Source organism: Pseudomonas sp. CIP-10, assembly GCF_020911845.1.
GTDB classification, from domain to species: domain Bacteria; phylum Pseudomonadota; class Gammaproteobacteria; order Pseudomonadales; family Pseudomonadaceae; genus Aquipseudomonas; species Aquipseudomonas alloputida.
This window is the reverse complement of record NZ_CP087160.1, coordinates 5,258,435-5,282,308: the sequence shown is the minus strand read 5'-3', so window position 1 is coordinate 5,282,308 and position 23,874 is coordinate 5,258,435. Positions and strand designations below refer to the sequence as shown.

17 protein-coding genes and 1 pseudogene are annotated in these 23,874 nt (G+C 61.4%); 12 read left to right on the top strand and 6 right to left on the bottom strand.

Features of this window, described 5'->3' with window-relative positions; genetic code table 11:
* Positions 1-48 precede the first annotated feature (48 nt).
* On the bottom strand, positions 49-1,245 hold the full coding sequence (locus tag LMH93_RS23815; RefSeq protein WP_003249842.1) for an EAL domain-containing response regulator: 1,197 nt from the start codon (positions 1,243-1,245) through the stop codon (positions 49-51).
* Entirely contained in the window at positions 1,232-4,063 is a 2,832-nt protein-coding gene (locus LMH93_RS23810) for an ATP-binding protein (RefSeq protein WP_033725392.1), read from the bottom strand. Before LMH93_RS23810 ends, LMH93_RS23815 begins: the two co-directional genes overlap by 14 nt.
* 133 nt (positions 4,064-4,196) lie before the next feature.
* Here LMH93_RS23810 and LMH93_RS23805 point away from each other — a divergent pair.
* Positions 4,197-4,606: pseudogene (locus tag LMH93_RS23805) on the top strand (DDE-type integrase/transposase/recombinase); the annotation flags it as partial.
* Positions 4,607-4,943: 337 nt separating this feature from the next.
* Here LMH93_RS23805 and LMH93_RS23800 read toward each other — a convergent pair.
* Positions 4,944-5,630 carry a histidine phosphatase family protein gene (locus tag LMH93_RS23800; RefSeq protein WP_003249848.1) on the bottom strand — a complete coding sequence of 229 codons (687 nt, stop codon included), beginning with the start codon at positions 5,628-5,630 and terminating at the stop codon, positions 4,944-4,946.
* A gap of 179 nt (positions 5,631-5,809) precedes the next feature.
* Between LMH93_RS23800 and LMH93_RS23795 the strand changes: the two genes are divergently transcribed.
* From LMH93_RS23795 to LMH93_RS23780, 4 genes are all read left to right on the top strand, one after another.
* Positions 5,810-6,379: a GNAT family N-acetyltransferase gene (locus tag LMH93_RS23795; protein WP_003249850.1), complete on the top strand. Its 570-nt coding sequence runs from the start codon at positions 5,810-5,812 to the stop codon at positions 6,377-6,379.
* 149 nt (positions 6,380-6,528) lie between these two features.
* Positions 6,529-7,398 (top strand): acyl-CoA thioesterase II, encoded by an 870-nt coding sequence (gene tesB / locus LMH93_RS23790; RefSeq protein ID WP_014859384.1) that lies wholly within the window; start codon positions 6,529-6,531, stop codon positions 7,396-7,398.
* Positions 7,395-7,985, top strand: coding sequence for an HAD family hydrolase (locus LMH93_RS23785; protein WP_060537889.1), 591 nt, complete (start codon positions 7,395-7,397; stop codon positions 7,983-7,985). The genes tesB and LMH93_RS23785 overlap by 4 nt, the downstream gene beginning before the upstream one ends.
* Positions 7,986-8,149: 164 nt before the next feature.
* Positions 8,150-9,160, top strand: a complete 1,011-nt coding sequence (locus LMH93_RS23780) for a zinc-dependent alcohol dehydrogenase family protein (RefSeq protein WP_108192134.1) — start codon at positions 8,150-8,152, stop codon at positions 9,158-9,160.
* 88 nt (positions 9,161-9,248) lie between these two features.
* On the opposite strand, the gene LMH93_RS23775 is transcribed toward LMH93_RS23780, so the two are convergent.
* Positions 9,249-9,950, bottom strand: a complete 702-nt coding sequence (locus tag LMH93_RS23775; RefSeq protein WP_003249857.1) for a FadR/GntR family transcriptional regulator — start codon at positions 9,948-9,950, stop codon at positions 9,249-9,251.
* Between the two features lie 259 nt (positions 9,951-10,209).
* On the opposite strand from LMH93_RS23775, the gene LMH93_RS23770 reads away from it, so the two are divergent.
* The 3 genes from LMH93_RS23770 to LMH93_RS23760 all read left to right on the top strand — a co-directional run bounded on the left by LMH93_RS23770 (position 10,210) and on the right by LMH93_RS23760 (position 14,881).
* Complete coding sequence (locus LMH93_RS23770; RefSeq protein WP_230064676.1) at positions 10,210-11,562, top strand: MFS transporter; 1,353 nt, start codon at positions 10,210-10,212, stop codon at positions 11,560-11,562.
* A gap of 19 nt (positions 11,563-11,581) precedes the next feature.
* Positions 11,582-12,928, top strand: a complete 1,347-nt coding sequence (gene gudD, locus LMH93_RS23765; RefSeq protein ID WP_060537887.1) for a glucarate dehydratase — start codon at positions 11,582-11,584, stop codon at positions 12,926-12,928.
* Positions 12,929-13,489: 561 nt separating this feature from the next.
* Positions 13,490-14,881 carry an amino acid permease gene (locus tag LMH93_RS23760; protein WP_003249863.1) on the top strand — a complete coding sequence of 464 codons (1,392 nt, stop codon included), beginning with the start codon at positions 13,490-13,492 and terminating at the stop codon, positions 14,879-14,881.
* A gap of 198 nt (positions 14,882-15,079) precedes the next feature.
* Here LMH93_RS23760 and LMH93_RS23755 read toward each other — a convergent pair whose 3' ends face one another.
* The gene (locus LMH93_RS23755; RefSeq protein ID WP_104962597.1) at positions 15,080-15,949 is read right to left on the bottom strand and encodes a LysR family transcriptional regulator; all 870 of its coding nucleotides are present in this window, start codon (positions 15,947-15,949) and stop codon (positions 15,080-15,082) included.
* A 239-nt stretch (positions 15,950-16,188) separates the two neighbouring features.
* On the opposite strand from LMH93_RS23755, the gene LMH93_RS23750 reads away from it, so the two are divergent.
* The 3 genes from LMH93_RS23750 to LMH93_RS23740 all read left to right on the top strand — a co-directional run bounded on the left by LMH93_RS23750 (position 16,189) and on the right by LMH93_RS23740 (position 20,937).
* Positions 16,189-17,730 carry an MFS transporter gene (locus LMH93_RS23750; protein WP_230064675.1) on the top strand — a complete coding sequence of 514 codons (1,542 nt, stop codon included), beginning with the start codon at positions 16,189-16,191 and terminating at the stop codon, positions 17,728-17,730.
* A 189-nt stretch (positions 17,731-17,919) separates the two neighbouring features.
* Positions 17,920-18,405 carry a hypothetical protein gene (locus tag LMH93_RS23745; RefSeq protein ID WP_230064674.1) on the top strand — a complete coding sequence of 162 codons (486 nt, stop codon included), beginning with the start codon at positions 17,920-17,922 and terminating at the stop codon, positions 18,403-18,405.
* A gap of 138 nt (positions 18,406-18,543) precedes the next feature.
* Positions 18,544-20,937 carry a TonB-dependent siderophore receptor gene (locus tag LMH93_RS23740; RefSeq protein ID WP_230064673.1) on the top strand — a complete coding sequence of 798 codons (2,394 nt, stop codon included), beginning with the start codon at positions 18,544-18,546 and terminating at the stop codon, positions 20,935-20,937.
* A 128-nt stretch (positions 20,938-21,065) separates the two neighbouring features.
* Here LMH93_RS23740 and LMH93_RS23735 read toward each other — a convergent pair whose 3' ends face one another.
* Entirely contained in the window at positions 21,066-21,713 is a 648-nt protein-coding gene (locus LMH93_RS23735) for a TetR/AcrR family transcriptional regulator (protein WP_004576152.1), read from the bottom strand.
* Between the two features lie 123 nt (positions 21,714-21,836).
* Between LMH93_RS23735 and LMH93_RS23730 the strand changes: the two genes are divergently transcribed.
* On the top strand, positions 21,837-23,873 hold the full coding sequence (locus LMH93_RS23730) for an NADH:flavin oxidoreductase (RefSeq protein ID WP_180689214.1): 2,037 nt from the start codon (positions 21,837-21,839) through the stop codon (positions 23,871-23,873).
* Position 23,874: the final 1 nt, after the last annotated feature.

The following is a 23,874-nucleotide window of genomic DNA, read 5'->3' as shown; positions in this document are numbered from 1 at the left end:
TATCCGATGAATGTTATCTCTGAATAGTGGTCGAGGGTTGGGGGCAGATCAATAAAGAGTCGCCGCCCCATCAAGGTTCAAGAGTTGCTGAAACTGATCTGGTGACACAGCGTGGGAAATCAGAAAGCCCTGGGCCTGATGGCAGTCGATTTTGCGCAACAGGGCAAGCTCCTGGGAGGTTTCCACCCCTTCGGCCACCACGGTCAGGCCGAGCTTGCGCCCCAGGGCGACAATGCTGGCCAGGGCTGAGGCCATGTTCTCGTTTTGATGACATCCCTGGACCAGTGCGCGGTCGATCTTCAGCTCGGTGAACGGCGCCGACACCAGGCTCAGGTAGGAGCTGTAACCCTGGCCGAAATCATCCTGAGACAGGCCGAAACCTTTAATGCGCAAGCGACAGGCCCCGGCGTAGAAGTTGCTGAGGTCTTCTGGCGTAGAGCTCTCCATCAGTTCGAAGCAGAGCTTGCCGGGTATACCCTGATGATGGAGGACAAACTCCAGCAGACGGTCCGCCAGGTCGTGGCTATTGAGCAGGTGGGTGGGCAGGTTGATCGACACCGGAATGTCATAGCCCTGTTCGCGCCAGCGGGCCTGGGCATCCATGGCCTGTTTGAGCATCAGCCATAGCAAGCGCTCCTCCATGCCAAACGCTTTCAGTGCAGGCAGGAACGAGCCGGGCAATAACACCCCCTGTTCAGGATGCATCCAGCGCACCAAGGCTTCGGCAGCGACGATACGACCGCTGTGCAAAGATTTCTTGGGTTGGAACCAGGCCTGAAAAGCACGGCTGTTAAGGGCCTGGAGCAGGGTCTGGCGGTCAAACTCGGCGATCGGGGCAGCAGCGGCTTGCGCAGCGACTTGATGCTTGCGCCGCAGTTGCTCGGTCACGCTACGCAGGGCGCCAGGCGACACGGGCTTGGAGATCAGTCCGATCACATCGACGCCGAGATTTTTGGCGACCAGGCTGGCCGCCATCAGCATACGTCGAGAGGCGGCGCTCATGATTGCCAGGTCAGGTTTACAACGCAGCCCGGCCAGACGCTGGATGAACTGCACACCATCCATGCCGGGCATCAACAGGTCGGTCAGCACAAAGTCGAAGTCACGTTGTTGCAGGCGCTGCAGCGCCTCGTTGCCGTCCCGTGCGCACTCCAGATTGAATTCACCCAGTTCGCTTAACAGGTGCTGCAGGTACATACGCTGAAACGGGTGATCTTCGACAATCAGAATGTTATAGGGCTTCACGGGTGATTCCTTGATAGGGCGCCAGGCAGTTGAACAGGGCTTGCAATGCAAAAGGTTTGACCAGACAACGGTTCATGCCGGCGGCCAGACATAATTCTTCTTCGCCGCGCATTGCATTGGCCGTCGCACCGATGATCGGCGCCAGGCAGCCTTGTCGACGCAGTTCTCTGGCCAAGGCATAGCCATTCATACGGGGCATGTTCACATCACTCAGGACGACGTCGAACCGGCCAGGCCTCCAGTGCTGCAGCGCTTCATCGCCATCGCTGGCCAGCACGACGGTACATCCGAGTTCTTCGAGCTGACCCTTGAGAATCAGCTGATTGATGATGTTGTCTTCGGCGACCAGCACGCGCAGGTCAAGCTGTCGCATCTCCTGCGGCTTTGTGTGTTCATCGCCTGTGGTAGCCCTCAGTCCCTGGGCCTGGCTGACAGCCTGGTAAATAGCATTCAGGTGGTTGAGATTCACGCACCAGATACCGTCTTCATGCCGGGGTTCGCTGCAGCCATTGCTGCTGATCAGGATCCGTGGACCTGGCCAGTCCGGCTGCAGGTGTTGCTCGACGCGGCCTGGGTGCAGCTCAAGTAATACCTGAGTACGGGTTGCGCAGGTCTCGGCAGGGCAGCCGATCTGCGCTCGGGCCCCCCAGCGGCGCAGCCAGCCAGCGATAGACTCTGCCAGTTCGCGAATCGGTGAAACGATGTAGATGATTTCGGCCAACAAGCTGTGCGGCACGGTTGTGTCACTCGTGCCGAAGGCGACTTCCAGCGGTAAGGTCAAGGTGAAGCTGCTGCCCAGGCCGGGTTCACTGACCATGCGCATATGACCGTTCATCAATTGCGTCAGGCGTTGGCAGATGGGCAGTCCCAACCCGGTTCCTGCGACTACATGAGTATTGCCTTCGATCTGGTAGAAGGGCTCGAAAATGTAGGCTTGATCCTTCTCGGCAATACCTTTGCCAGTATCCGAAACTTGCCACAACAGGCCTGATCGTTCGCCTTCGCAATTCAGCAAGCGGACCCTGAGTACCACACGCCCGCAATCGGTAAACTTCACCGCGTTGCTTAGCAGGTTGTTGAGGATCTGGCGGATTCGCGAGACATCACCAATCAGTCGTTCAGGCAGGTGTGGGTCGAGACAGGCATAAAGTTGCAGGCCTTTGCTGGTTGCTGCGGCGCTATAGTTCTGGACGACTTCGTGCACCAGTTCCAGTGGTGAAAATTCGCTCACTTCCAGAATCAACTGGCCAGCCTCGATCTTCGATACGTCCAGGACGTCGCAGATCAGTTGCAAGAGTGTTGCCGAAGAGCCTTCGATGGCATGCAGGTAGTCTTTCTGCTGGCCGTCGAGACGGGTGCGGGACAGAAGCTCGAGGGTGCCCAGGACGCCGTACAGGGGCGTGCGGATTTCGTGGCTCATGGTGGCCAGGAACAGGGTCTTGGCTTCGTTGGCCGCGTCGGCCGATTGCCGCGCTTCCTCCAGCGCAGCTTCCACCTGCTTGCGGGTGCTGATGTCGCTGAAGGCGCAGAACAACACGTCTTCGCCCTTGTAGCGGGTGGGCGCACTGCTTAGGTGCAAGTGGCGGCCATCGGCCGTTTCAAAGTAATCGCTGCAGTTGGCATCGACCGAGTCGAAGGCGTCGCGGATCCAGCCGGCACACAGCACATCACGCTCAAGGCCTTCACCTAACCATTGTTGGGCCAGATGATTTTCCAGCACCACCTTGCCGTCACTGCGACGCAGAACGCACAACGCGACCGGGGCGGTCTCGATGACGTCACGGCTGAACGCTTCGCTTTCTATCAAGGCTTCAATGCGATGGACTGCCGGGGCGATCAAGCGCTGTTCGAAACGGCGCATCAACAGCACTATCAGGGTGATGCTGAACAGGCAGAACAGCAGTGATCCGAGCAATTGTTTCCACAAGCCCCCCAGCACTGCCAGCAGGTCGATCGAGTACACTAGTTGCCAGTCCGAAGACTTCAGGTGTTTGCGGATCACCAGGTGATCGGGCATCAGGCCGTTGCCGATAAAGCCAAAGAAGTTTTCGCCTTGGGGGCTGAGCAGTCTCTGGTTCAGGCTCTCCTGCGGATTGTTGCTGAACACGTGCATGCCATCGGCATTGAGCATCATGAACGCACCGGCGCTATGATCACTCAAGGCTCTGGATACCTCACGCGTATCCATTTCCAGGCCCAGCCAGCCGGACTCGGGGGCGCGTTCGTCCAGGCGAATGAAGATGTACAGGTGCGAGCGTTGCTCATTGTGGTCAGTCAACCACAACTCGCTCAGTGGCGCGGCTGCACGATTCTTGAGTACATGCAGTTGTTCAAGCATGGCGGCAGAGAGTTCGGGCACCTCAGCTGTTGCATTAAAGAGCCGCCTGACCTGGGCTTGTGCACCGGTGCCTACGTATAGCAGGCTGACTTGCTTGTCTTGCATATAGCTGCGCATGCGTTTGGTCAGCCAGATACTCCACAGGTTGTTGGGGCTGCTACCCAGCTGCAGGTGGATTTCTTCGCTCGAAGGCAGGTAGACCAATGGCTTGGCTTGTTGCTCCTTGCGTACAGCCGACAGGCTCAGGCTTTCCAGCAAGGCTTCGCGGTTGGTGAAGAATGCATGGGCTTCGGCAATCGCGCTGCTCATGTAGCCACGACGTTGGGAGATGTCGTTGTTAAAGGTGAACAGCAAAAAGTTGTAGACACCACTCAAGATACCGATCGATAAAACGATGGCGAACAATCGCAGCAACCGCCGGGCCGCTTCGGGGTTGGACAGTAAGGGGTTGATGTGCAGAAGGTAACGTTTTAATCGCATTAGCCAACTTTGTGCGGATAGCCGGCAATCGGACATCAGACAATTCTTAATCGTTGAATGGCCCCAGTGAACGTGTTCCAACCGACCCAAAAACTCTTGCTAGCAGATCTACCGCGCTAGGCGCGTAAATGGCTACCCGGTGCGGCGCCTTTGCCAAACCCTCAAGGTGCACCCCAGCGGCTACTACACTGGCTGACCGAGCCTCAATCTGCCCGAGCAAAAGAAGATCAACGTCTGCTTGGCTTGATCAAACATGCTTGGCTGGAAAGCGGAGGTGTGTACGGCTACCGCCTCGCGCGGCAGTGCAAGGTCAGTGAGCCGAACACGGTCTGGGTGACAGAAATCACTTACATCCGCACCTATGAAGGGTGGCTCTACCTAGCGGTAGTACTGGATCTGTTCTCACACCAAGTAATTGGTTGGTCAATGAAGCCAAGGGTGTGCAGCGACCTGGCTATCGACGCGATGTTGATGGCCGTTTGGCGACGCAAGCCACAGCAGCAAGTGATGATTTATTCAGACAGTAAGAATGTACTGGCCAGTGTTTCCATAGGGTCTGACTCACACAGCGATAGACCGATGATGGATGATCTGGACGTGGAGTGTCCCGGGTGGCCTGACCCACACTTCGATCGACCCTTGTGTCTTTCCCTGGGCCTGTCGACCATCCGGGAACACTGCACGTCAAGGTGACCGCCTTGCCGATACGTGTGACCCAAGAAGGGCCTGACGCCACGTCACTTTACTGTCTTGTCCAGGTGTCCGGTTGGAGCGGTTCAGACGGCATGGTCGAGGTCGTAATCAGGGCCCGGTACTGATCTTGCCATGGCCGGGCCAGCTTTGCTGCTCAATCGCCTGCACAGGATTGCGGTGGCCTGAATTACTTTGCGGCGCTGGCCAATACCCGTTGCCAGTCCGGTTCGTTCAAGCGCCCCAGGATGCGTGCCTTGCCATTGCCATCCACCGATACGAACAGGGCGCTGGCATAGTTGCTTTGACGTTCGCCGCCAGCAACGTGCTGCTGGCGGGCAAAGTGGTCGATGCAGCCGTTGTGAGTCACCAGCACCAGGTTGTGGCCCGCGCGTTTGTGTGCAAGCGCTTCGTTGGCGAACTGGCTGTCGCAGCTTTCGAGCCAGTCCTCGCTGGCCACCGCCTGACCCAGTATGAAGTGTGCGGTTTGCCGGGTGCGCAGTTTCGGGCTGCTGAGCAGGTCGGCTTTGTTCAGGCCCAGCTGGTGCAGCCCTTGGCCCACGCGGGCAGCGGCCTGGCTGCCGCTCAGGGTGATCCCCGTGGGGTCGTCCAGGCAGGGGCCGGGGGCGCTGTCGCAGCGTTCGGCGTGGCGGATCATCACGATCACCGCACCGTCGGCCCAGTCCTGCAGCAGGCCGCTGTCACTCAGTTGTTGCTCGTTGCCAAGGTCCACGATATGCGTCCTCGTCGCCAGCCAGGTGGTCAACGCCGCCACGACCATGCACAGGCCCAGGGCGGCTCCGACGGCGTTGCGAGTCAGGCGTCGCTTGCGCCGGGCATGAATGGCGGGGTGCCCCAGGGTGTTGCTCGATAGCATGCGTTGCTCCGTTGGCAGTGCCGCGGCTGGCGGGGTGGTGGATGGCGGCATCCTGCCAAGCGGCCTGTCGGGGGCCGGTGAAGGGCGTGTGAAAATTGCATTTGGCGGCTGCCGGCTGGGTGAAACCCGCGCCCGCGCCTACGCTGTAAACTGCAAGGCGGTAAACCGGAGCAGGCCCGATGACCCCCATCCTCGAACTGGAAAGCGCACGGCTGGTGCTGCGCCAATGGCATGACGATGACTTGCGCGAGTTCGCCGCACTGTGCGCCGACCCACAGGTGATGCGCTACTTTCCGGCGCCGCTGACGCGCGTTGAGGCGGCTGCGTTGATCGGCCGCGTGCGTGGGCATTTCAATGAATACGGTTTTGGTTTGTGGGCCCTGGAGCGCAAGGACAGTGGCGCGTTCATCGGCATGACCGGGTTGCTCAATGTCAACTTCGACGCGCCTTTTGCCCCGGCGGTGGAGATCGGCTGGCGCCTGGCACGTCGCCACTGGGGCCTGGGCTTTGCCAGCGAAGCGGCGTGGACCTGCCTACGTTGTGCTTTTGCCCAGTTGCGCCTGGAGGAGGTCGTGTCGTTCACCAGCGAATGCAACCTGCCGTCGCAAAAGGTGATGCAAGCCATCGGCATGCAGCAGGACCTGCACGGCAGCTTCGAGCACCCCCGCCTGCCCATCGGCCACCCGCTGCGCCCGCATGTGCTGTACCGGATCGATCGCGCGCATTGGGAGCGCACCCTGCGCGCCTGAATGCACTGCCATGCCCGGCGCGAATGACAAACGCTGTATCATTTGCCTACTTGGAAGGCGCTTGCCCGTAACACGTTCAGCGCCTGTGAAATCGAGCGCCGCTCGGGCGGCGCATCGCGAGCTAGGCTCGCTCCTACGGAGAACCGCCGATGAGTCATGTGTTGGACGACCTGGTCGACCTGTTGAGCCTCGAATCCATCGAGGAGAACCTGTTCCGTGGACGTAGCCAGGACCTGGGCTTCCGCCAGCTTTACGGTGGCCAAGTGCTGGGCCAGTCGTTGTCGGCTGCCAGCCAGACAGTCGAGGACGCGCGCCATGTGCATTCGTTGCACGGCTACTTCCTGCGCCCGGGCGATGCCAGCCTTCCAGTGGTGTACTCGGTAGACCGCGTGCGCGATGGCGGCAGCTTCAGTACACGGCGGGTGACGGCGATCCAGAAAGGCCAGACCATCTTCACCTGCAGCGCGTCGTTCCAGTACGACGAGGAAGGCTTCGAGCACCAGGCGCAGATGCCTGACGTGGTCGGCCCGGAAAACCTGCCTACCGAAGTCGAACTGGCCCGTGCCATGGCCGACCAGTTGCCCGAGCGCATTCGCGACAAGGTGCTGTGTGCCAAGCCGATCGAGATCCGCCCGGTCACCGAGCGCGACCCGTTCAACCCCAAACCGGGCGACCCGGTGAAATACGCCTGGTTCCGCGCCGACGGCAACCTGCCGGACGTGCCTGCCTTGCACAAGTACATGCTGGCGTACGCCTCGGACTTCGGCCTGCTGACCACGGCGTTGCTGCCCCATGGCAAATCGGTGTGGCAGCGCGACATGCAGATCGCCAGCCTCGACCATTCGCTGTGGTTTCACGGCAACCTGCGCGCCGACCAGTGGCTCCTGTACGCCACCGATAGCCCCTGGGCCGGTAATTCCCGTGGCTTCTGCCGCGGCAGCATTTTCAACCAGGCCGGGCAACTGGTGGCATCGTCGAGCCAGGAAGGCCTGATTCGCCATCGCAAGGACTGGGCATGAGCCTGGGCGAGGTGCGCAACTGGGTGTTCGACATGGACGGCACCCTGACCGTGGCCGTGCACGACTTCGCCGCCATTCGGGTGGCGCTGGACATCCCGGCCGAACACGACATCCTCACCCACCTGGCGGCCTTGCCGGCGGCGGAAGCGGCGGCCAAGCATGCCTGGTTGCTGGAGCACGAAAGGGACCTGGCAACGGCCTCCACGGCGGCCACCGGAGCGGTGGAACTGGTGCGCGAGTTGGCCGGGCGCGGGTGCCGGCTGGGTATTCTGACCCGCAATGCGCGTGAGCTGGCGCATGTAACGCTGGAGGCCATCGGCCTGGCGGACTGCTTCCCGGTGGAACACATTCTTGGGCGTGACGAGGCTGCGCCGAAGCCGAGCCCGGATGGGCTGCTGAAGATTGCCAGCGCCTGGGGCGTGACGCCGAGCGAACTGGTGATGGTGGGGGATTACCGCTTTGACCTGGACTGTGGGCGGGCGGCGGGGGCGCGCACGGTGCTGGTGAACCTGCCGGACAACCCCTGGCCGGAACTGGTGGATTGGCATGCGGCGGATTGCCGAGCGTTGAAGGTGATGCTGGGCTGATGCGTGTGTTGGCCATGCGGGCCTCTTCGCGGGCATGCCCCCTCCCACAGGTATTGCGCACGTCTCGGGGCCTTTGGTGCCCCTGTGGGGGCGGGCGTGCCCGCGAAAGGGCCGGATCTGTCTATGCTGAACCCCATTCTTTGCTCTGATACGGAGACCCACCCATGAGCAGCAAGGCCATCTACGTACAACCCGGCGGCGGCTACGACAAGGTCCAGGTCGGCACCTGCGAGGCCCAGGCCCCCCAGGCCGGCGAGATTACCGTGCGCCTGCACGCCAGTTCCCTCAACTACCACGATTTCGCCGTGGTCAGCGGCATGTGGGGCCCAAGCGAGCGACGCATCCCCATGGCCGATGGCGCCGGCGAGGTGGTTGCGGTGGGGGCTGGCGTCACTGAGTTCCAGGTCGGCGACAATGTGGTCAGCACCTTCTTCCCCGACTGGCTCGATGGCCAGGCCAATGTCGAGGGCTTTGCCCGGGTGCCCGGCGACGGCATCGATGGCTACGCCCGTGAACAGGTGACTGCCCGCGCCACCGCCTTCACCCTGGCACCCCAGGGTTTCAGCCATGCCGAGGCTGCCACCCTGACCACCGCCGGCCTTACCGCCTGGCGCGCGCTGATGAGCGACGATCACCTCAAGCCCGGCGACACGGTGCTGGTGCAGGGTACCGGCGGTGTGTCGATTTTCGCCCTGCAGTTCGCCAAGCTGGCGGGCGCGACCGTGATCGCCACCTCGTCCAGCGATGCCAAGCTGGAGCGCCTGAAGGCCCTGGGTGCCGACCACCTGATCAACTACAAGAGCACCCCGGCCTGGGGTGAGAAGGTGCGCGAGCTGACTGGCAACCGCGGTGTCGATCATGTGATTGAAGTGGGCGGCCCGGCGACGCTGGAGCAGTCGATGATTGCTGCGCGCATTGGCGGGCATGTTTCGCTGATCGGCATCCTTACCGGGGTGGCCGGGCAGTTGCCGTTGGTGCAGGCGCTGGTGCGGCAGATTCGGCTGCAAGGGGTGCTGGTTGGCAGCCGAGCGCAGCAGCAGGCGATGGTGCGGGCGATCGACGCCAACGGCCTGCGGCCGGTGGTGGACAAGCATTTCGAGCTGGAACAGATCGTCGAGGCGTTCCGGTACCAGGAGAGCAACCGGCATTTCGGCAAGATCTGCCTGACCTGGTGAAGTGAGGGCAGGGTAGCTGGCTGTAGCGGCCACCCTGCATGTCACTCTGTTCGTAGCATCAAGCCCGAGGCCTTGCACTGCCTCACAGTCAGTCCGGCAATAGCCGGTCGCGGCTGTTGGACAGGTGCAGGCACACTGCCGCCCGTGCGGCATCCGGGTCTTGTCGGCGGATGGCATTGAGGATCGCCTCATGCTCCAGGTTGGCCAGGTACGCTTGCCGCGCCAGCTTGGCCCCCGCGCGCTCGGCCAGGGCCATGCGGTTGCGCGGTATCAGGCCGTTACCCAGTTGCAGCAGCATCTCGGTGAAATACAGATTGCCGGTGGCCTCGGCAATCAGCAGGTGAAAGCGCCGGTCGGCTTCGATGCAGCTGTCGCCGGCAGCGGCCAGGTCCTGATAGTCATCCAGCGCCTGGCGCATGCGCGCCAGTTGCCCCTCATCACGGCGCAGTGCGGCCAGCGCGGCAGCCTGGCCCTCAAGGCCAATACGCAGCTCCAGCAGGTCGCGCACATTCGCCGCGCTCTCCGCCGCAACGCGCAGCCCGGCCTGGGCCTGGCGCTCCATTACGAACGTACCGATCCCGTGGCGCGGCTCCACCAGCCCAGAGGCCTGCAGCTTCGACAAGGCTTCGCGAACCACCGTGCGGCTGACCCCGTGCTCGCGCACCAAGGTGTTTTCCGAAGGCAGTTTGTCGCCTGGTTTGAAGGTACCCAGCAAAATCTGCTGGGTCAGGCTGGAAACCAGGTCGTGGGCACGGCTGTGGCCGCGTTTGCGCGCGTGTTCGGGTTCCATGTGTGATCCGGTTCTTGATTGGCTTGTACGACAAGTTAATCGATAGAAATATTTTTTGCCGATTTTTCGCGCATCCAATTCAGCATGTAGTTGAGCTGTTTTTGCACGTTAGGATCAAATTGGCATTATGACAGCTTGTATTTTGCTATTTTGCCGACGTTAATGATCTTGTCGTACAACCTCGCTGCGAATAAGCTCCTCCCCACTGCCATGTCAGACAACCCGACCCGCACAAAAACAATTAGTGGGAGATCCGCAAGTGAACGACACCCTCGCTCCGTCTGCCCGGCATGAAGGCGACGCGTTGGCCAGTGCCGTGGCCAAGGTCAAGCGCCACGTCCTGCCGCTGTTCGTCATCATGTTCATCGTCAACTACCTCGACCGCGTCAACATTGGCTTCGTCCGCCCGCACCTGGAAAGCGACCTGGGCATCAGCGCTGCGGCCTTTGGCTTTGGTGCCGGGCTGTTCTTCATCGGTTACGCGCTGTTCGAAGTCCCTTCGAACATGCTGCTGCAAAAGGTCGGTGCCCGGCTGTGGCTGACCCGTATCATGTTCACCTGGGGGCTGGTGGCCACGGCCATGGCCTTCGTGCAGAACGAAACCCAGTTCTACGTGTTGCGTTTTCTGCTTGGGGTGGCCGAAGCAGGCTTCTTTCCTGGCGTGATCTACTACTTCACCCGCTGGCTACCGGCGGCAGAGCGCGGCAAGGCCATTGCCATCTTCCTCAGTGGCTCGGCGCTGGCTTCGTTGATTTCCGGGCCGCTGGCAGGGGCGTTGATGCAGATCCAGGGCCTGGGCCTGCATGGTTGGCAGTGGATGCTGTTCATTGAAGGCATGGCCTCGGTGGTGCTGTGCTTCTTTGTGTTCTTCTGGCTCGACTCCAAGCCGCAGGACGCCAAGTGGCTGAGCAAGGCCGAGCAGGACGCGCTGGTCGCCACCATCGACCGCGAGCAGCAAGCGCGTGAGGCCATCGGCGCGGTCAGGCCGTCGGCCTGGAGCCTGCTCAAGGACCGCCAGATCGTGCTGTTCTGCCTGATCTACTTCTGTATCCAGCTGACCATCTATGCCGCCACCTTCTGGCTGCCCAGCATCATCAAGCGCATGGGCGACCTCAGTGACATGCAGGTCGGTTTCTTCAACTCGATCCCTTGGCTGATCTCGATCCTGGCCATGTACGCCTTCGCTGCCGGTTCCGCTCGCTGGAAGTTCCAGCAGGCCTGGGTGGCCGGCGCCCTGCTGGTCGCTGCCACGGGCATGTTCATGTCCACCACGGGTGGGCCGGTGTTCGCCTTCGTCGCCGTGTGCTTCGCCGCGATCGGCTTCAAGTCAGCGTCGTCACTGTTCTGGCCAATCCCCCAGGGCTATCTGGACGCCCGCATCGCTGCGGCGGTGATTGCCCTGATCAACTCGGTCGGCAACCTCGGCGGCTTCGTTGCCCCCACCACCTTCGGCTTGCTGGAGCAGCAGACTGGCTCGATCCAGGGCGGGCTGCACGGCCTGGCGGTGACCTCGGTGCTGGCGGCGATTGCCATCTTCTTCGTACGCATTCGCCCCAAGGGCGTCCCTTCCGATGACCTCAAGGCCCCTTCGGCCCTGGGCCAGACCCACTGATGACTGCGAGACAACCCTCATGAATATGCAGACCCTTCACACCAGTACCCCGGTGGTCACCGACCTGCGCGTGGTCCCCGTGGCCGGCCATGACAGCATGCTGCTCAACCTCAGTGGCGCTCATGGCCCGTACTTCACCCGCAACGTGGTGGTGCTGCGCGACAGCGCCGGCAATACCGGCCTGGGCGAAGTGCCCGGCGGCGAGAAGATTCGCCAGACCCTGGAGGACGCCCGCAGCCTGGTGGTCGGCCAGCCGATCGGCCATTACCAGCGTGTGCTCAATGCCATGCGCCAGACCTTCGCCAACCGCGACTCGGCGGGCCGCGGTCTGCAGACCTTCGACCTGCGCATCACCGTGCATGCGGTAACGGCCATCGAGTCGGCGTTGCTCGACCTGCTCGGCCAACACCTGAACGTGCCGATGGCAGCATTGCTGGGCGAGGGGCAGCAACGTGATGCGGTGAAGATGCTCGGCTACCTGTTCTACATCGGCGACCGCCAGCAGACCGACCTGGCCTACCGCAACGAAGCCGACAGCGATGACGACTGGTTCCGCCTGCGCCATGAAAAGGCCCTGACTCCGGAAGCAGTGGTGCGGCTGGCCGAGGCCGCCAAGGCGCGCTATGGCTTCAGCGACTTCAAGCTCAAGGGCGGCGTGCTGCGTGGTGAAGAAGAGATGGAGGCCGTGACAGCGCTGGCCGAACGCTTCCCCGAAGCGCGCATCACGCTCGACCCCAATGGCGCGTGGTCGCTGAAGGAGGCCATCGCCCTGTGCCGCGACAAGCACAATGTGCTGGCCTACGCCGAAGACCCCTGCGGCGCCGAGAACGGTTACTCGGGCCGCGAGGTGATGGCCGAGTTCCGCCGCGCCACCGGGCTGCCCACCGCGACCAACATGATCGCTACTGACTGGCGACAGATGGGCCATGCCATTCAGTTACAGTCGGTGGACATTCCGCTGGCCGACCCTCACTTCTGGACCTTGCAGGGTTCGGTACGGGTGGCGCAGATGTGCAACGACTGGGGGCTGACCTGGGGTTCTCATTCCAATAACCACTTCGACATTTCGCTGGCGATGTTCACCCAGGTGGCGGCTGCGGCGCCGGGTGAAATCACGGCGATCGACACCCACTGGATCTGGCAGGATGGCCAGCGCCTGACCCGTGAGCCGCTGCGCATTGTCGACGGGCATGTGCGAGTGCCGGCACGGCCGGGTTTGGGCGTGGAACTGGATGAAGACCAGCTGGCCAAGGCCCATGAGTGCTACCGCAACATGGGGCTGGGGGCGCGGGATGACAGCGTGGCGATGCAGTTCCTGATTCCGGGTTGGAGCTTCGATAACAAACGGCCTTGCCTGGTGCGTTGAGGCTGCGGGCCTCTTCGCGGGCAAGCCCGCTCCTACATCAACCGGTGGTGTCGCCCCGCACCGTCGTAGGAGCGGGTTCACCCGCGAATAGGCCGACCCTGCCGCCCAATATCCCCAGTCATTCACCGCCGCACCCGCCACTGCATCCACCAATCGGCACCGTCGCACCCGCCACCGCATTCATCAATCGGTACCGTCGCCCCCGCACCCTTGTAGGAGCGGGTTCACCCGCGAAAGGGCCGGCACAGGCAACACACATTCAAATGAAAAACAAAAGCTCCATTTGGGCCTGTGGCGCGATCGGATATGCCATTCGCGACATCTGGCGTTGATGGAAATGCCCTGTCGTGATCGAACAGTTCCGTGGCGTTCTCGTGTAATTCCCCACAGCCATGCGGGGATTAAATGAACCCCGAACCGCACTGACACCTTGCTCTGTGATGCGTGCCAAATATCAACAACAGCGCGCGAACAACGTGTCGACTTATTGATTTCAAAGGAGATATTTTTCGCCTACGCCTGCCCGTCCTTCCTTGTGTCAGCAAAAAGAGAACAACATCAATGAACACCGTGGGATCTGATGGCAACCTTGCACAAGGTTTCAAGCCACGTCACGTAACGATGCTGTCCATCGCCGGCATCATCGGCGCCGGACTTTTCGTCGGCTCTGGCCATGCCATCGCGGCAGCTGGCCCAGCAACCATAATTTCCTATTTCGTGGCCGGGACCTTGGTGGTACTGGTCATGCGCATGCTCGGCGAAATGGCCGTGGCGCACCCCGACACCGGATCGTTTTCCACCTATGCCGACCAGGCCATTGGCCGCTGGGCCGGCTATACCATCGGCTGGTTGTACTGGTGGTTCTGGGTGTTGGTGATTCCTATCGAAGCATTGGCCGCCGGGCATGTGCTGAACGCCTGGTTCCCGCAGGTGGACAGCTGGATCTTCGCCCTGGCTTCGGTGTTGCTGCTGGCCGGTACCAACCTGTTCAGCGTGGCCAAGTACGGCGAGTTCGAGTTCTGGTTTGCCATCCTCAAGGTCACCGCCATCCTGGGCTTCATCGGCCTGGGCTTCGCCGCGCTGATGGGCTGGCTGCCCAACCGCGAGGTCAGTGGGCTGAGCGGGCTGATGGCCGAATACGGCGGTTTTGCACCGAAGGGTTGGTCGGCGGTGGTCGGCGCGTTCATCACTGTGATGTTCAGCTTCATCGGTACAGAGGCAGTGACCATTGCCGCGTCCGAGTCCAGCGACCCGTCGCGCAACATCGCCAAGGCCACTCGCTCGGTGATCTGGCGTATCAGCACCTTCTACATCCTGTCGATCTTCGTGATCATTTCGGTGGTGCCGTGGAACGACCCGCAGCTGGCGGTGGTGGGTTCGTACCAGCGTGCGCTGGAAATCATGAACATCCCCAACGCCGCGTTCATGGTCGACCTGGTGGTGCTGGTAGCCGTTACCAGCTGCATGAACTCGTCCATCTACATCGCTTCGCGGATGATGTTTTCGCTGGCCAAGCGCGGTGACGCCCCGGCCTTCCTCAACAAGACCTCCAAGGTCGGTGTACCGCGTGCTGCAGTGTTCGGCAGCACCCTGATCGGTGCGGCCATCGCAGTCCTCAACTACTTCGCGCCGAAGGGTGTGTTCGAGTTCCTGCTGGCCAGCTCTGGCGCCATCGCCCTGTTGGTGTACATGGTTATCGCCATCTCGCAGCTGCGCATGCGCCGCCGACTGGAGCGCGAGAACACCGAACTGAAGTTCCGCATGTGGCTGTTCCCGTACCTGACCTGGGCGGTGATCATTTTCATTGCCGGGGCGCTGGCGGTGATGATGTACACGCCTGAGCATCGGGCGGAAGTGAGCTCGACATTGGGCCTGGCGATCGTGATTTCCTTCCTGGGGATCGTGACGTCGAGGGGCCATGCGCAACCGGTGGCAGCGCGATCGATGGGGTGATTCAGTTCACCTGGCTGTAAGGCAAAGGGCACCCGAGGATGGGTGCCCTTTGTTTTTTGAAACACTTGTCTGGCGGAAGATGCCTACGTGGTCGAATTCCAGGGCCTACCGGGTGGCCATGTCGAAGCGGATCTGCAACGTGCACTGATAGATATGCTCAAACAGTTCCTACAGAAGATCAGCGTACTTGAGCGGCCATCAAGTGCCGCCCATCACGCTTTGCACATATCGCATCACAGCCGGCGCTTTCTCGAAGCGCCGGTGGACCAGGCTCAGCCACGAGCTAGCCTGGCAATCGACGACCCGCCGGTAATTCACCTGCGGCAGGTTGATGCGCTGCACCACCGATTCCGGGACTACTGCAATGCCTTGCCCAAGTGATACCAAGGTAATCACGGCCACCAGGCTGCCGGGTTGTGGGCCAAGCATCGGGACGAAGCCACCTTGCGCCGCCACTTCCAGCGTGCCGGAAATCTGTTCGGGCAGAATGAAGGTTTCATTGGCCAGGCGCGAGGCCGGGATCTGCGGCACTTCGTTGATCCGCGAGCTGGCGGGCAGGGCGAGAACGAAACCTTCCTGGTGCAAGGCGATGGCTTCCAGCTGGTCAGGAAGCTCCATCGGTGAGCGCACGTAGGCAAGGTCAAGTAAGCCATCGCGGACCATGCCGGGTAGTTCGGCCATGGGCAGTTCACGGATATTCAGGCGCACGCCAGGGCAGGTTTCGCTGTAGCGGCTGACTTGCTGCTGGAGCATGCCCGAGTAGGCGGCCGAAGCCACGTAGCCCAGTTCGATACGCCCGCTTTCGCCACGGGCTGCGCGTTGTGCACCCAGCTGTGCGGCGTCGAACTGGCGCACGGCCTGTTCGGCCTCAATCAACAGCGCCTGGCCGGCGGCGGTGAGGTTGACCTCGCGCTGGCTGCGCTCGAACAAGCGCACACCCAGCTCGCGTTCCATGTCCTGGATCTGCCGGCTGAGGGTGGGCGGGGCGATGCCCAACTGCTCGGCGGCCCGGGTGAAATGGCCGTGGCGGGCGACGCAGAGAAAATAGCGGAAATGGCGGATTTCCATCAGGTGTTACCTGCAGGGTAATGACGCGGGCCTCCGGGGCTAACAAGCCTTGGCGCAGGCGGCGGTATGGTAAGGCCAACACTACAAGGCTGGTGGCTTGGCGGCAAAGCCTGCCTGTGCAATTGCAGGGACCGCACAACATTCCAGGGCTATGCATTATCTGGAGCGCGCAGCGGTCCCGGCGATCCTGCAGGTTAAAGGCACTTCAAACCAACCAGCCCAGCTTCTGGAGCCCCACCATGCCCTCTGCACGCTTCACCCTGCTTACCGCCTCCCTGGTCTGCGCCCTGATCATCCTCGACACCAACATTGTCGCGGTCAGCCTGCCCAGTATCGCCCGCGACCTGTCTGGCTCGTTCGCCGATATCGAATGGGTGGTCAGTGCCTACCTGCTGGCCTTCGCCGCTTGCCTGCTGCCCGCCGGCAGCCTCGCCGACCGCTTTGGCCGCCGGCGCATGCTGCTGCTCGGCCTGGCCCTGTTCGGCCTTGCCTCGCTAGCCTGCGGCGCGGCGCCCAGCCTGCTATTGCTCGACCTGGCCAGTGCCGCCAAGGGCATCGGCGCGTCCCTGTTGTTGACCTCGGCACTGGCCGCCATCGGCAACCGCTTCCACCAGCCGCAGGAGCGCATGCGCGCCTGGGCCTTCTGGGGTGCCTGCATGGGCGCCACCATCACCTTTGCGCCGCTGCTCGGCGGGGTGATCGCCAGTACCCTGGGCTGGCGCTGGATCTTCTACATCAACCTGCCGTTGGTGGCGTTGCTGGCAGTGATGGTGCTGCGCAGTGTAGAAGAGTCCCGCGACAGCGCGGCGGCCCGGCTTGACCCATGGGGCAGCCTGACTTTTGCGGGTGCCCTGGGCTATCTGATCTGGGCGATGATCGATGCTAACCAGGTGGGCTGGGGCAGTGCTCAAACCCTGGGCCGGCTGCTAATCAGTGCCTTCCTGTTTGGCCTGTTTATCATGGTCGAACGCAACCAGGAACGGCCGATGATCGACCTTCAGCTGATGCGCAGCGGGCGGTTCGTGGGTGCTTTGCTGGGCATGTTCGCCTACGCCGCCTGCGCCCAGGTGATGATGACTTTGCTGCCGCTGTACCTGCAAAACGGCCTGCAACTCTCCGCATTGGCAGCCGGGGCCGGCATGCTGCCGTTTGCCGTGGCCATGTTGCTGGCACCGCGCTTGGGCATGCGCCTGGCGGCGCACTTGAGCCCGGCGCAGGTATTCGCCCTTGGCCTAGTGCTGGTGGGGGTGGGCAACCTGCTGTGTGCCTGGGCCGCCGGGTTTGGCGGCTATGCAGCCTTTGCCCTGGCCAGCCTGGTGCTGGGGGCGGGTGCCGGGCTGCTAAATGGCGACACCCAGAAAAACATCATGGCTTGTGTGCCACGCCAGCGTACCGGGATGGCTTCCGGGTTGAGTACAACTACGCGCTTCGGGGCCATCGTCCTGGCTATCGGTTTACTGGGCGGCGTACTGGCCGCCCGCAGCGGGCAATTGCTTCACGAAGCCCTGGTTGCCGTAGCGCCATCGCAAGTGGGCCAGGTTGCTGCGATGGCCACGCGGGTAGCGGCGGGCGACCTGCAGGCGGCCCTGGCGCTGCTTGATCCGGGCTTGCGTGAAGCGGTGGCACCCTTGGCCCGCCAGGCGTTCATGGGTGGCTTCGAGGCCGTGTTGCAGGTTGCGGGCCTTGCAGCGCTGGTGTTCGCGGTGGTGGTTGGCGTGCTGCTGAGCCGCCCGCTGCCCGCTACGCAGGAAACGTTACTGGCGCAAAGCCCACCCCTGTAAAAGGCATGTATCCACACCGGCAAAACCGCTTTGAAACCGCACTCGGATGAGCAGGTAGCTGACCGCTGTTATTTCACCCTTGCGCGCAACTAATACAACCGGAAAATGTCATTTCACTGCGCGCCAGCAATGGCGCGTGGATGATGCTGGCGCTGGCCAGTAAAACTATACCGAGGCAAGGAGCTTCCCGTGCACAACGACGACTATTCCGACCCGCTATCAATCCCGGCGGACCAACTACCGCCAGGCGTTTTCCCGCCGATGCCGGGCTATACCATCGCCGACCTGCTTAATGTTGCCTACCAACCCACTGAAACCCTACTTGAAAAGCTCGATATCGACCCGGGCCTGATTCGCGAAACCAGCATCGCGTTTGCCAGCCATCTGTATCAGGCGCTGGAAAGAGACGATATCCAGTATCAGATCGCGACCTGGTACCAGAAGCCCTATGACCACCCTGAAATGCGTGTGCGCAGTGTGGAAATCATCGCTGAACAGTTCGGGATCATAACGATAGAAGCTGTCGCTGACTCAGTGGAGGGCTCACCGCTGCGGCAACTGGGTAAAGACTTCTTTGCGGAATACATCGAACTGGCCGGTTGTGCCATCAAGAACCACATCCTGAAGTTGAACGACCCCGAGTTTGACCCGTTTGCGAGCCGCGAAAGTGAATAAGGTTTAAGTGCTGGAGGCGCCCGCGATGTGGTGCCTCCAGCTACCCGAAAAATAAATGAGGTGTTTTCTCATTCTCGTTCGGCTTGTAGAGAAGGCCGGAATACAGGCCAGCCCGCCGACACTCTACGGAGCGAGAAAATGAGTTTGACCCCGGTTCCACAGCGCCATCCATTGAGCCGTGCCGTGCGCGGCGCGTTTTTGGGTATGGTTGTCAGCAGCTACGCGCTGCCATCGCTTGCACAACCCGTAAACGCTGAGCACACCAACCCGCTGCAGCAGTGGAACATTCCGGGTGGCCCTTTGGAACCGGCGCTCGACCGCTTTGCTCGCCAGGCGGGTATCAGCCTGTCCTTCGATGCCCAAAACGTCGCTAACCGCAGCACCCAGGGCGTACAGGGCAACCTGGAAACGTCGGCAGCGTTGTCGTCGCTGTTGCAAGGCACCGAATTACAAGTCGAGCAGCAAGGCCCCAACGCCTACCTGGTGATTCCACAACCAAAGCCTGCCGGCCCGCTGGAACTGGGCGCGACCGAGGACTACCGCCTGGCGCCAGTCATCATCAATGCCAAGATCAAGGCCAGTGCCGACGATGACGCCAACTCGGTGGTTGCCAAGGAGCTGTGGGTAGGGGGCAAGGTGGCGACCAGCATCCTCAACACGCCCGCGTCCGTGTCGGTGGTGACCAACAAGGAAATGCAGCAGCGCAGCGTCAGCACCACCGAAGAGGCGCTGCAGTACACCCCTGGCGTGGTCAGCGACTACTACGGTTCGGACGACCGCAACGACTACTTCCTGATCCGCGGCTTCCAGGCCACCACCTACCGAGACGGCCTGACCCTCAGCTCGATGCGCGGTGTGCGCGAAGACCCTTACGCCTACGAGCGTATCGAAATTCTGCGGGGTGCCAACTCCACCCTGTTCGGCCCGGCAGACCCGGGTGGCTCGGTCAACTTCGTGACCAAGCAACCACGCTTCGAGAAGTTTGGCCAAGGCTACGTGACCTACGGCTCCTATGACCATGCCGAAACCGGGATCGATGTAGGCGATGCGCTGAACGACGAACAAACCCTGGCCGGCCGCTTCACGGCCAAGATGCAGAACAGCGACCGCGAGTACGACCACTCTCAGGACGACAACCGCTTCGTCATGGGCGGCCTGACCTGGGCGCCGACCGACTTCACCTCGGCCACGGTGGTGCTGGATTACCTGAAGACCAACAGCTCGCCGAACAGCGGTGGCTACCCGCTGGACAAGGAGTACGACCGCAGCGACTTCTACGGCGAGCCCGGCTACAACTTCCACGATGTCGAGCGCACCAGCCTGAGCGGCAACATTACCCACGACTTCGACAACGGCTTCACCCTGCGCAGCAACCTGCGCTACAGCGAGCTGACCGATGACTTCGGCTATGTCTACCTGAGCGACAACGCCTCGCGTGTTGGCACCACCATTCCACGCTACGTCTTCGGCACCGACAGCGATGCCGACCAGCTCAATGGCAACTTGATGCTGCAGTACGATGCCCAGTTCGAGCACATCGACAGCAGCACGCTGGTGGGCGTCGAGTACCTCGACTCGACGACCAAACAGAGCTCGGTCTACGGCCTGGCGCCCTCCATCGACATCGCCAACCCGGTATTCACTGGCGTGCCTGGCGGCATCACGCCCTATACCCGCAAAAAGAATGACGCCACCACCAAGGCGGTTTTCCTGCAGCAGAACCTGTCGTTCTTTGACCGCGTCATCGCGACCGCAGGCGTGCGTAACGACTCGATGGACCTGTCGAGCAAGGAATACATCGGTGGCGAGCAGACGGAAAAGGACAACTTCTCCGAAACCTCCTACCGCGCGGCACTGACCTATATCGTCAACGATGAAGTGTCGACCTACGTGAGCATGGTGGAGTCCGTCTCGCCCCCGCAAGTGGGCGTTACCCCGCAGACCGGCAAGCAATACGAAGTGGGCATCAAGTATTCGCCCATGGGCATGGACGCACTCTTCTCCGCCGCTGTTTACGACCTGACCCAAGAGAACGTCACCATTGCCGTGGTGTTGCCAAGCGGCATCATCGAGCAGCAGACGGTGGGCGAGTCACGCGTGCGTGGCCTTGACCTGGAAGCCAAGGCGCAAGTCACGCAAGACATCAGCGTGATTGGTGCTTACTCCTACATGGAGTCCGAGGTGCTGCGCGGGTCGCTGTATGACGGCTCTTCCTTGAAGGGCAATGAGTTCACCACGGCGCCCAAACACACCGCATCGCTGTGGAGCTACTACGACATACCGGGCACTGACGTGAGCGTCGGCCTGGGCGCGCGGTATGTGGGGGCGTACTACATGGATGCTGCCAATACCAAGAAGAGCGATGGGACCACGTTGTTTGATGCGGCGCTGAACTACAAGATCGCCAAAGGGACCGACCTGGCGCTGAATGTGAGCAACCTGTTTGACGAGCAGCATGTGGTGGGGTCGGGGACGGCGAATTACTACAACCCGGGGCGGGAGGTGACGGCGAAGGTGAGTTATAGCTGGTAAGGCAGCCAGGGGATGGCACGGGTTGCGCCCCTGTTCGCGAGTAAACCCGTGCCCACAGGTGCGCAAGATCCTGAAGCTTGCAATGAACCCCCGTATCTTCAAAGAGGCTCACTTGTGAGCCGGTGTTTTTAGACCTTCAAATCGGCGCCGCTAAAACCGTTGCGCTGATAAAAGCGCTCCAGCTCACGGGCTTCCGGTTCCCTGCCGGTGAATATCTTCAGGTACTCGGGAATGTAGCGCATGCGCTGGGCCAGGGGCTCCCGGGTTTTCATGCTGATGTAGCCGATTTGCGTCAGGTAGATGGAGCGGGCGCGGGTAATCGCAGCATCGTGTTCAAAGCCGAAACGGTCGAACATCTGCCGCAATGCCTCGACGCGTTGCGCGTCTGCCTGGCCGATTTCCTGCGCCACCTCCGGCGACTGCAGCGCCCAACTGCGCATGGCGAACTCGAATTGCGAGTCGAACAATTCGCTGTTCAGCCAGCAGTCGAAGACGTTGAGAATCGCCTCGGTGATGGACTCGGCATAGGCCTGGGATTTGGTCACCAGGTTGAAGGTGTTCTTGTTTTTCCATTGCTCGATCAAGGCCACGAGCAAGGCATCGCGGTCTTCGAAAAACCAGTAGAAGCTGGTGCGCGACAAATTCAGTTTTTTGGCCAGCGGCATCACTCGCACGGCATCAACACCTGACTCGGTCAGGCTTTCATAGGCCGCATTAAGCCAGCCTTCCAGTGAGCCTCGGCCTGCTGCTTCCGCCTTTGAGGTAGTTTCTTTCATGGGCATTTCTTCCCTTTTCAATGTGCGCTTTGTGGCAACTGTACACCATCGTCAAGAGTATTGACACCTGTGTACATAGGGGCATATTGTCGGCGTGCCTGATGACCTGTTTGCGAGACCGATATGAAAAACGATCCGCTACTTCAGCCTTATCGCCTCAAGCATTTGACCCTGCGCAACCGCATCATCACCACTTCCCACGAACCGGCCTACCCGGAAGACGGGATGCCGAAAAAGCTCTACCGTGCCTACCACGTTGAACGTGCCAAAGCCGGCGTAGCCATGACCATGACCGCAGGCTCCGCCGCGATCTCCCGTGACAGCCCACCCGTGTTCAACAACATTCTGGCCTACAAGGACGAAGTGGTCGGCTGGATGAAAGACCTCACCGACGAGTGCCACGAACATGGTGCGGCGGTGATGATCCAGCTCACTCACCTAGGCCGGCGTACCCGCTGGGACAAAGGCGACTGGCTACCGGTGGTGTCGCCCTCCCACAATCAGGAACCCGCACACCGCGCCTTCCCCAAGCAGCTTGAACAGTGGGACATCGACCGCATCATTCGCGACTATGCCGATGCCGCCGAACGCATGAAGGCCGCCGGCCTGGATGGCATCGAGCTGCAAGCCTACGGCCACTTGATGGACCAGTTCTGGTCGCCACTGACCAACGAACTGGAAGGGCCGTACGGCGGCTCGCTGCAAAACCGCCTGCGCTTCACCTTCGATGTGCTCACGGCCATTCGCAAGCGCGTGGGCCCGGAGTTTATTGTCGGCATTCGCTACACCGGGGACGAAGTGCTCGCTGGAGGCCTGCAAAAAGAGGAGGGCTTGCAGATCTCTCAACTGTTGAAAGACAGTGGCATGATCGACTTCCTCAACGTGATTCGCGGCAACATCGCCACCGACGCCGGGCTGACCGACATCATCCCGATCCAGGGTATGCGCAATGCTCCGCACCTGGACTTTGCCGGCGAAATCAAGACGCTGACCGGCTTCCCGACCTTCCATGCAGCAAAAATTCCCGACGTGGCCACGGCGCGTCATGCCATTGCCTCGGGGTTGGTGGACATGGTCGGCATGACCCGCGCGCACATGACCGACCCGCACATCGTGCGCAAGATCATCGAAGGCCGTGAAGACGATATCCGCCCTTGCGTAGGCGCCAACTATTGCCTGGACCGCATTTACAATGCAGGCGCGGCCTACTGCATCCACAACGCCGCGACCGGGCGTGAAACCACCATGCCTCATGAAATACCCAAGGCTGTGCAAAAGCGCAAAGTGGTGATTATCGGCGCCGGCCCTGGCGGCCTGGAGGCGGCACGTGTGGCAGGCGAGCGCGGCCACGAGGTGGTGGTGTACGAGCTGGCGGACAAACCCGGCGGGCAGATTCGCCTGACCGCACAGTCCGAGCGGCGCAAGGAAATGATCAGCATCATCGACTGGCGCATGGCGCAATGCGAGCGCCTTGGCGTGAGGTTCCACTTCAACACCTGGGCAGACACCGCGATTGTGCTCGATGAAAATGCCGACGTAGTGATCGTGGCGACCGGGGGCATGCCGCACACCGAAGTGCTGGAGCACGGCAATCAGTTTCTGGTTTCAAGCTGGGACATCATTTCCGGCGACGTGAAGCCTGGCCGCAATGTGCTGGTGTACGACGATGCGGGCGACCACGCCGGCCTGCAAGCCGCCGAATTCATCGCCCGCAGTGGCGCCAAGACTGAAATCATGACCCCCGACCGCTCGTTCGCGCCAGAAGTCATGGGCATGAACCTGGTGCCCTACATGCGCGCGTTACAGCACCTGGACACCACCTTTACCGTCACCTACCGGCTCAAGGCCGTAGAGAAACAAGGCGACCAATTGCTGGCCACGATCGGCACCGATTACAGCGACCTGACCAAAACGCGCCTGGTGGATCAGGTGGTGGTCAACCACGGCACCCGGCCGTTGGACGAGCTGTATTTCGACCTCAAACCCCTGGCCAGCAACGAAGGTGCCTTGGAGTACATGGACCTGATTGTCGGCAAGCCGCAAAACGTTGTCAGCAACCCCGAAGGGCGCTTCCAGCTGTTCCGCATTGGTGATGCAGTGGCGTCGCGCAATACCCATGCGGCCATCTACGATGCCCTGCGGCTGGTCAAGGACCTCTAGC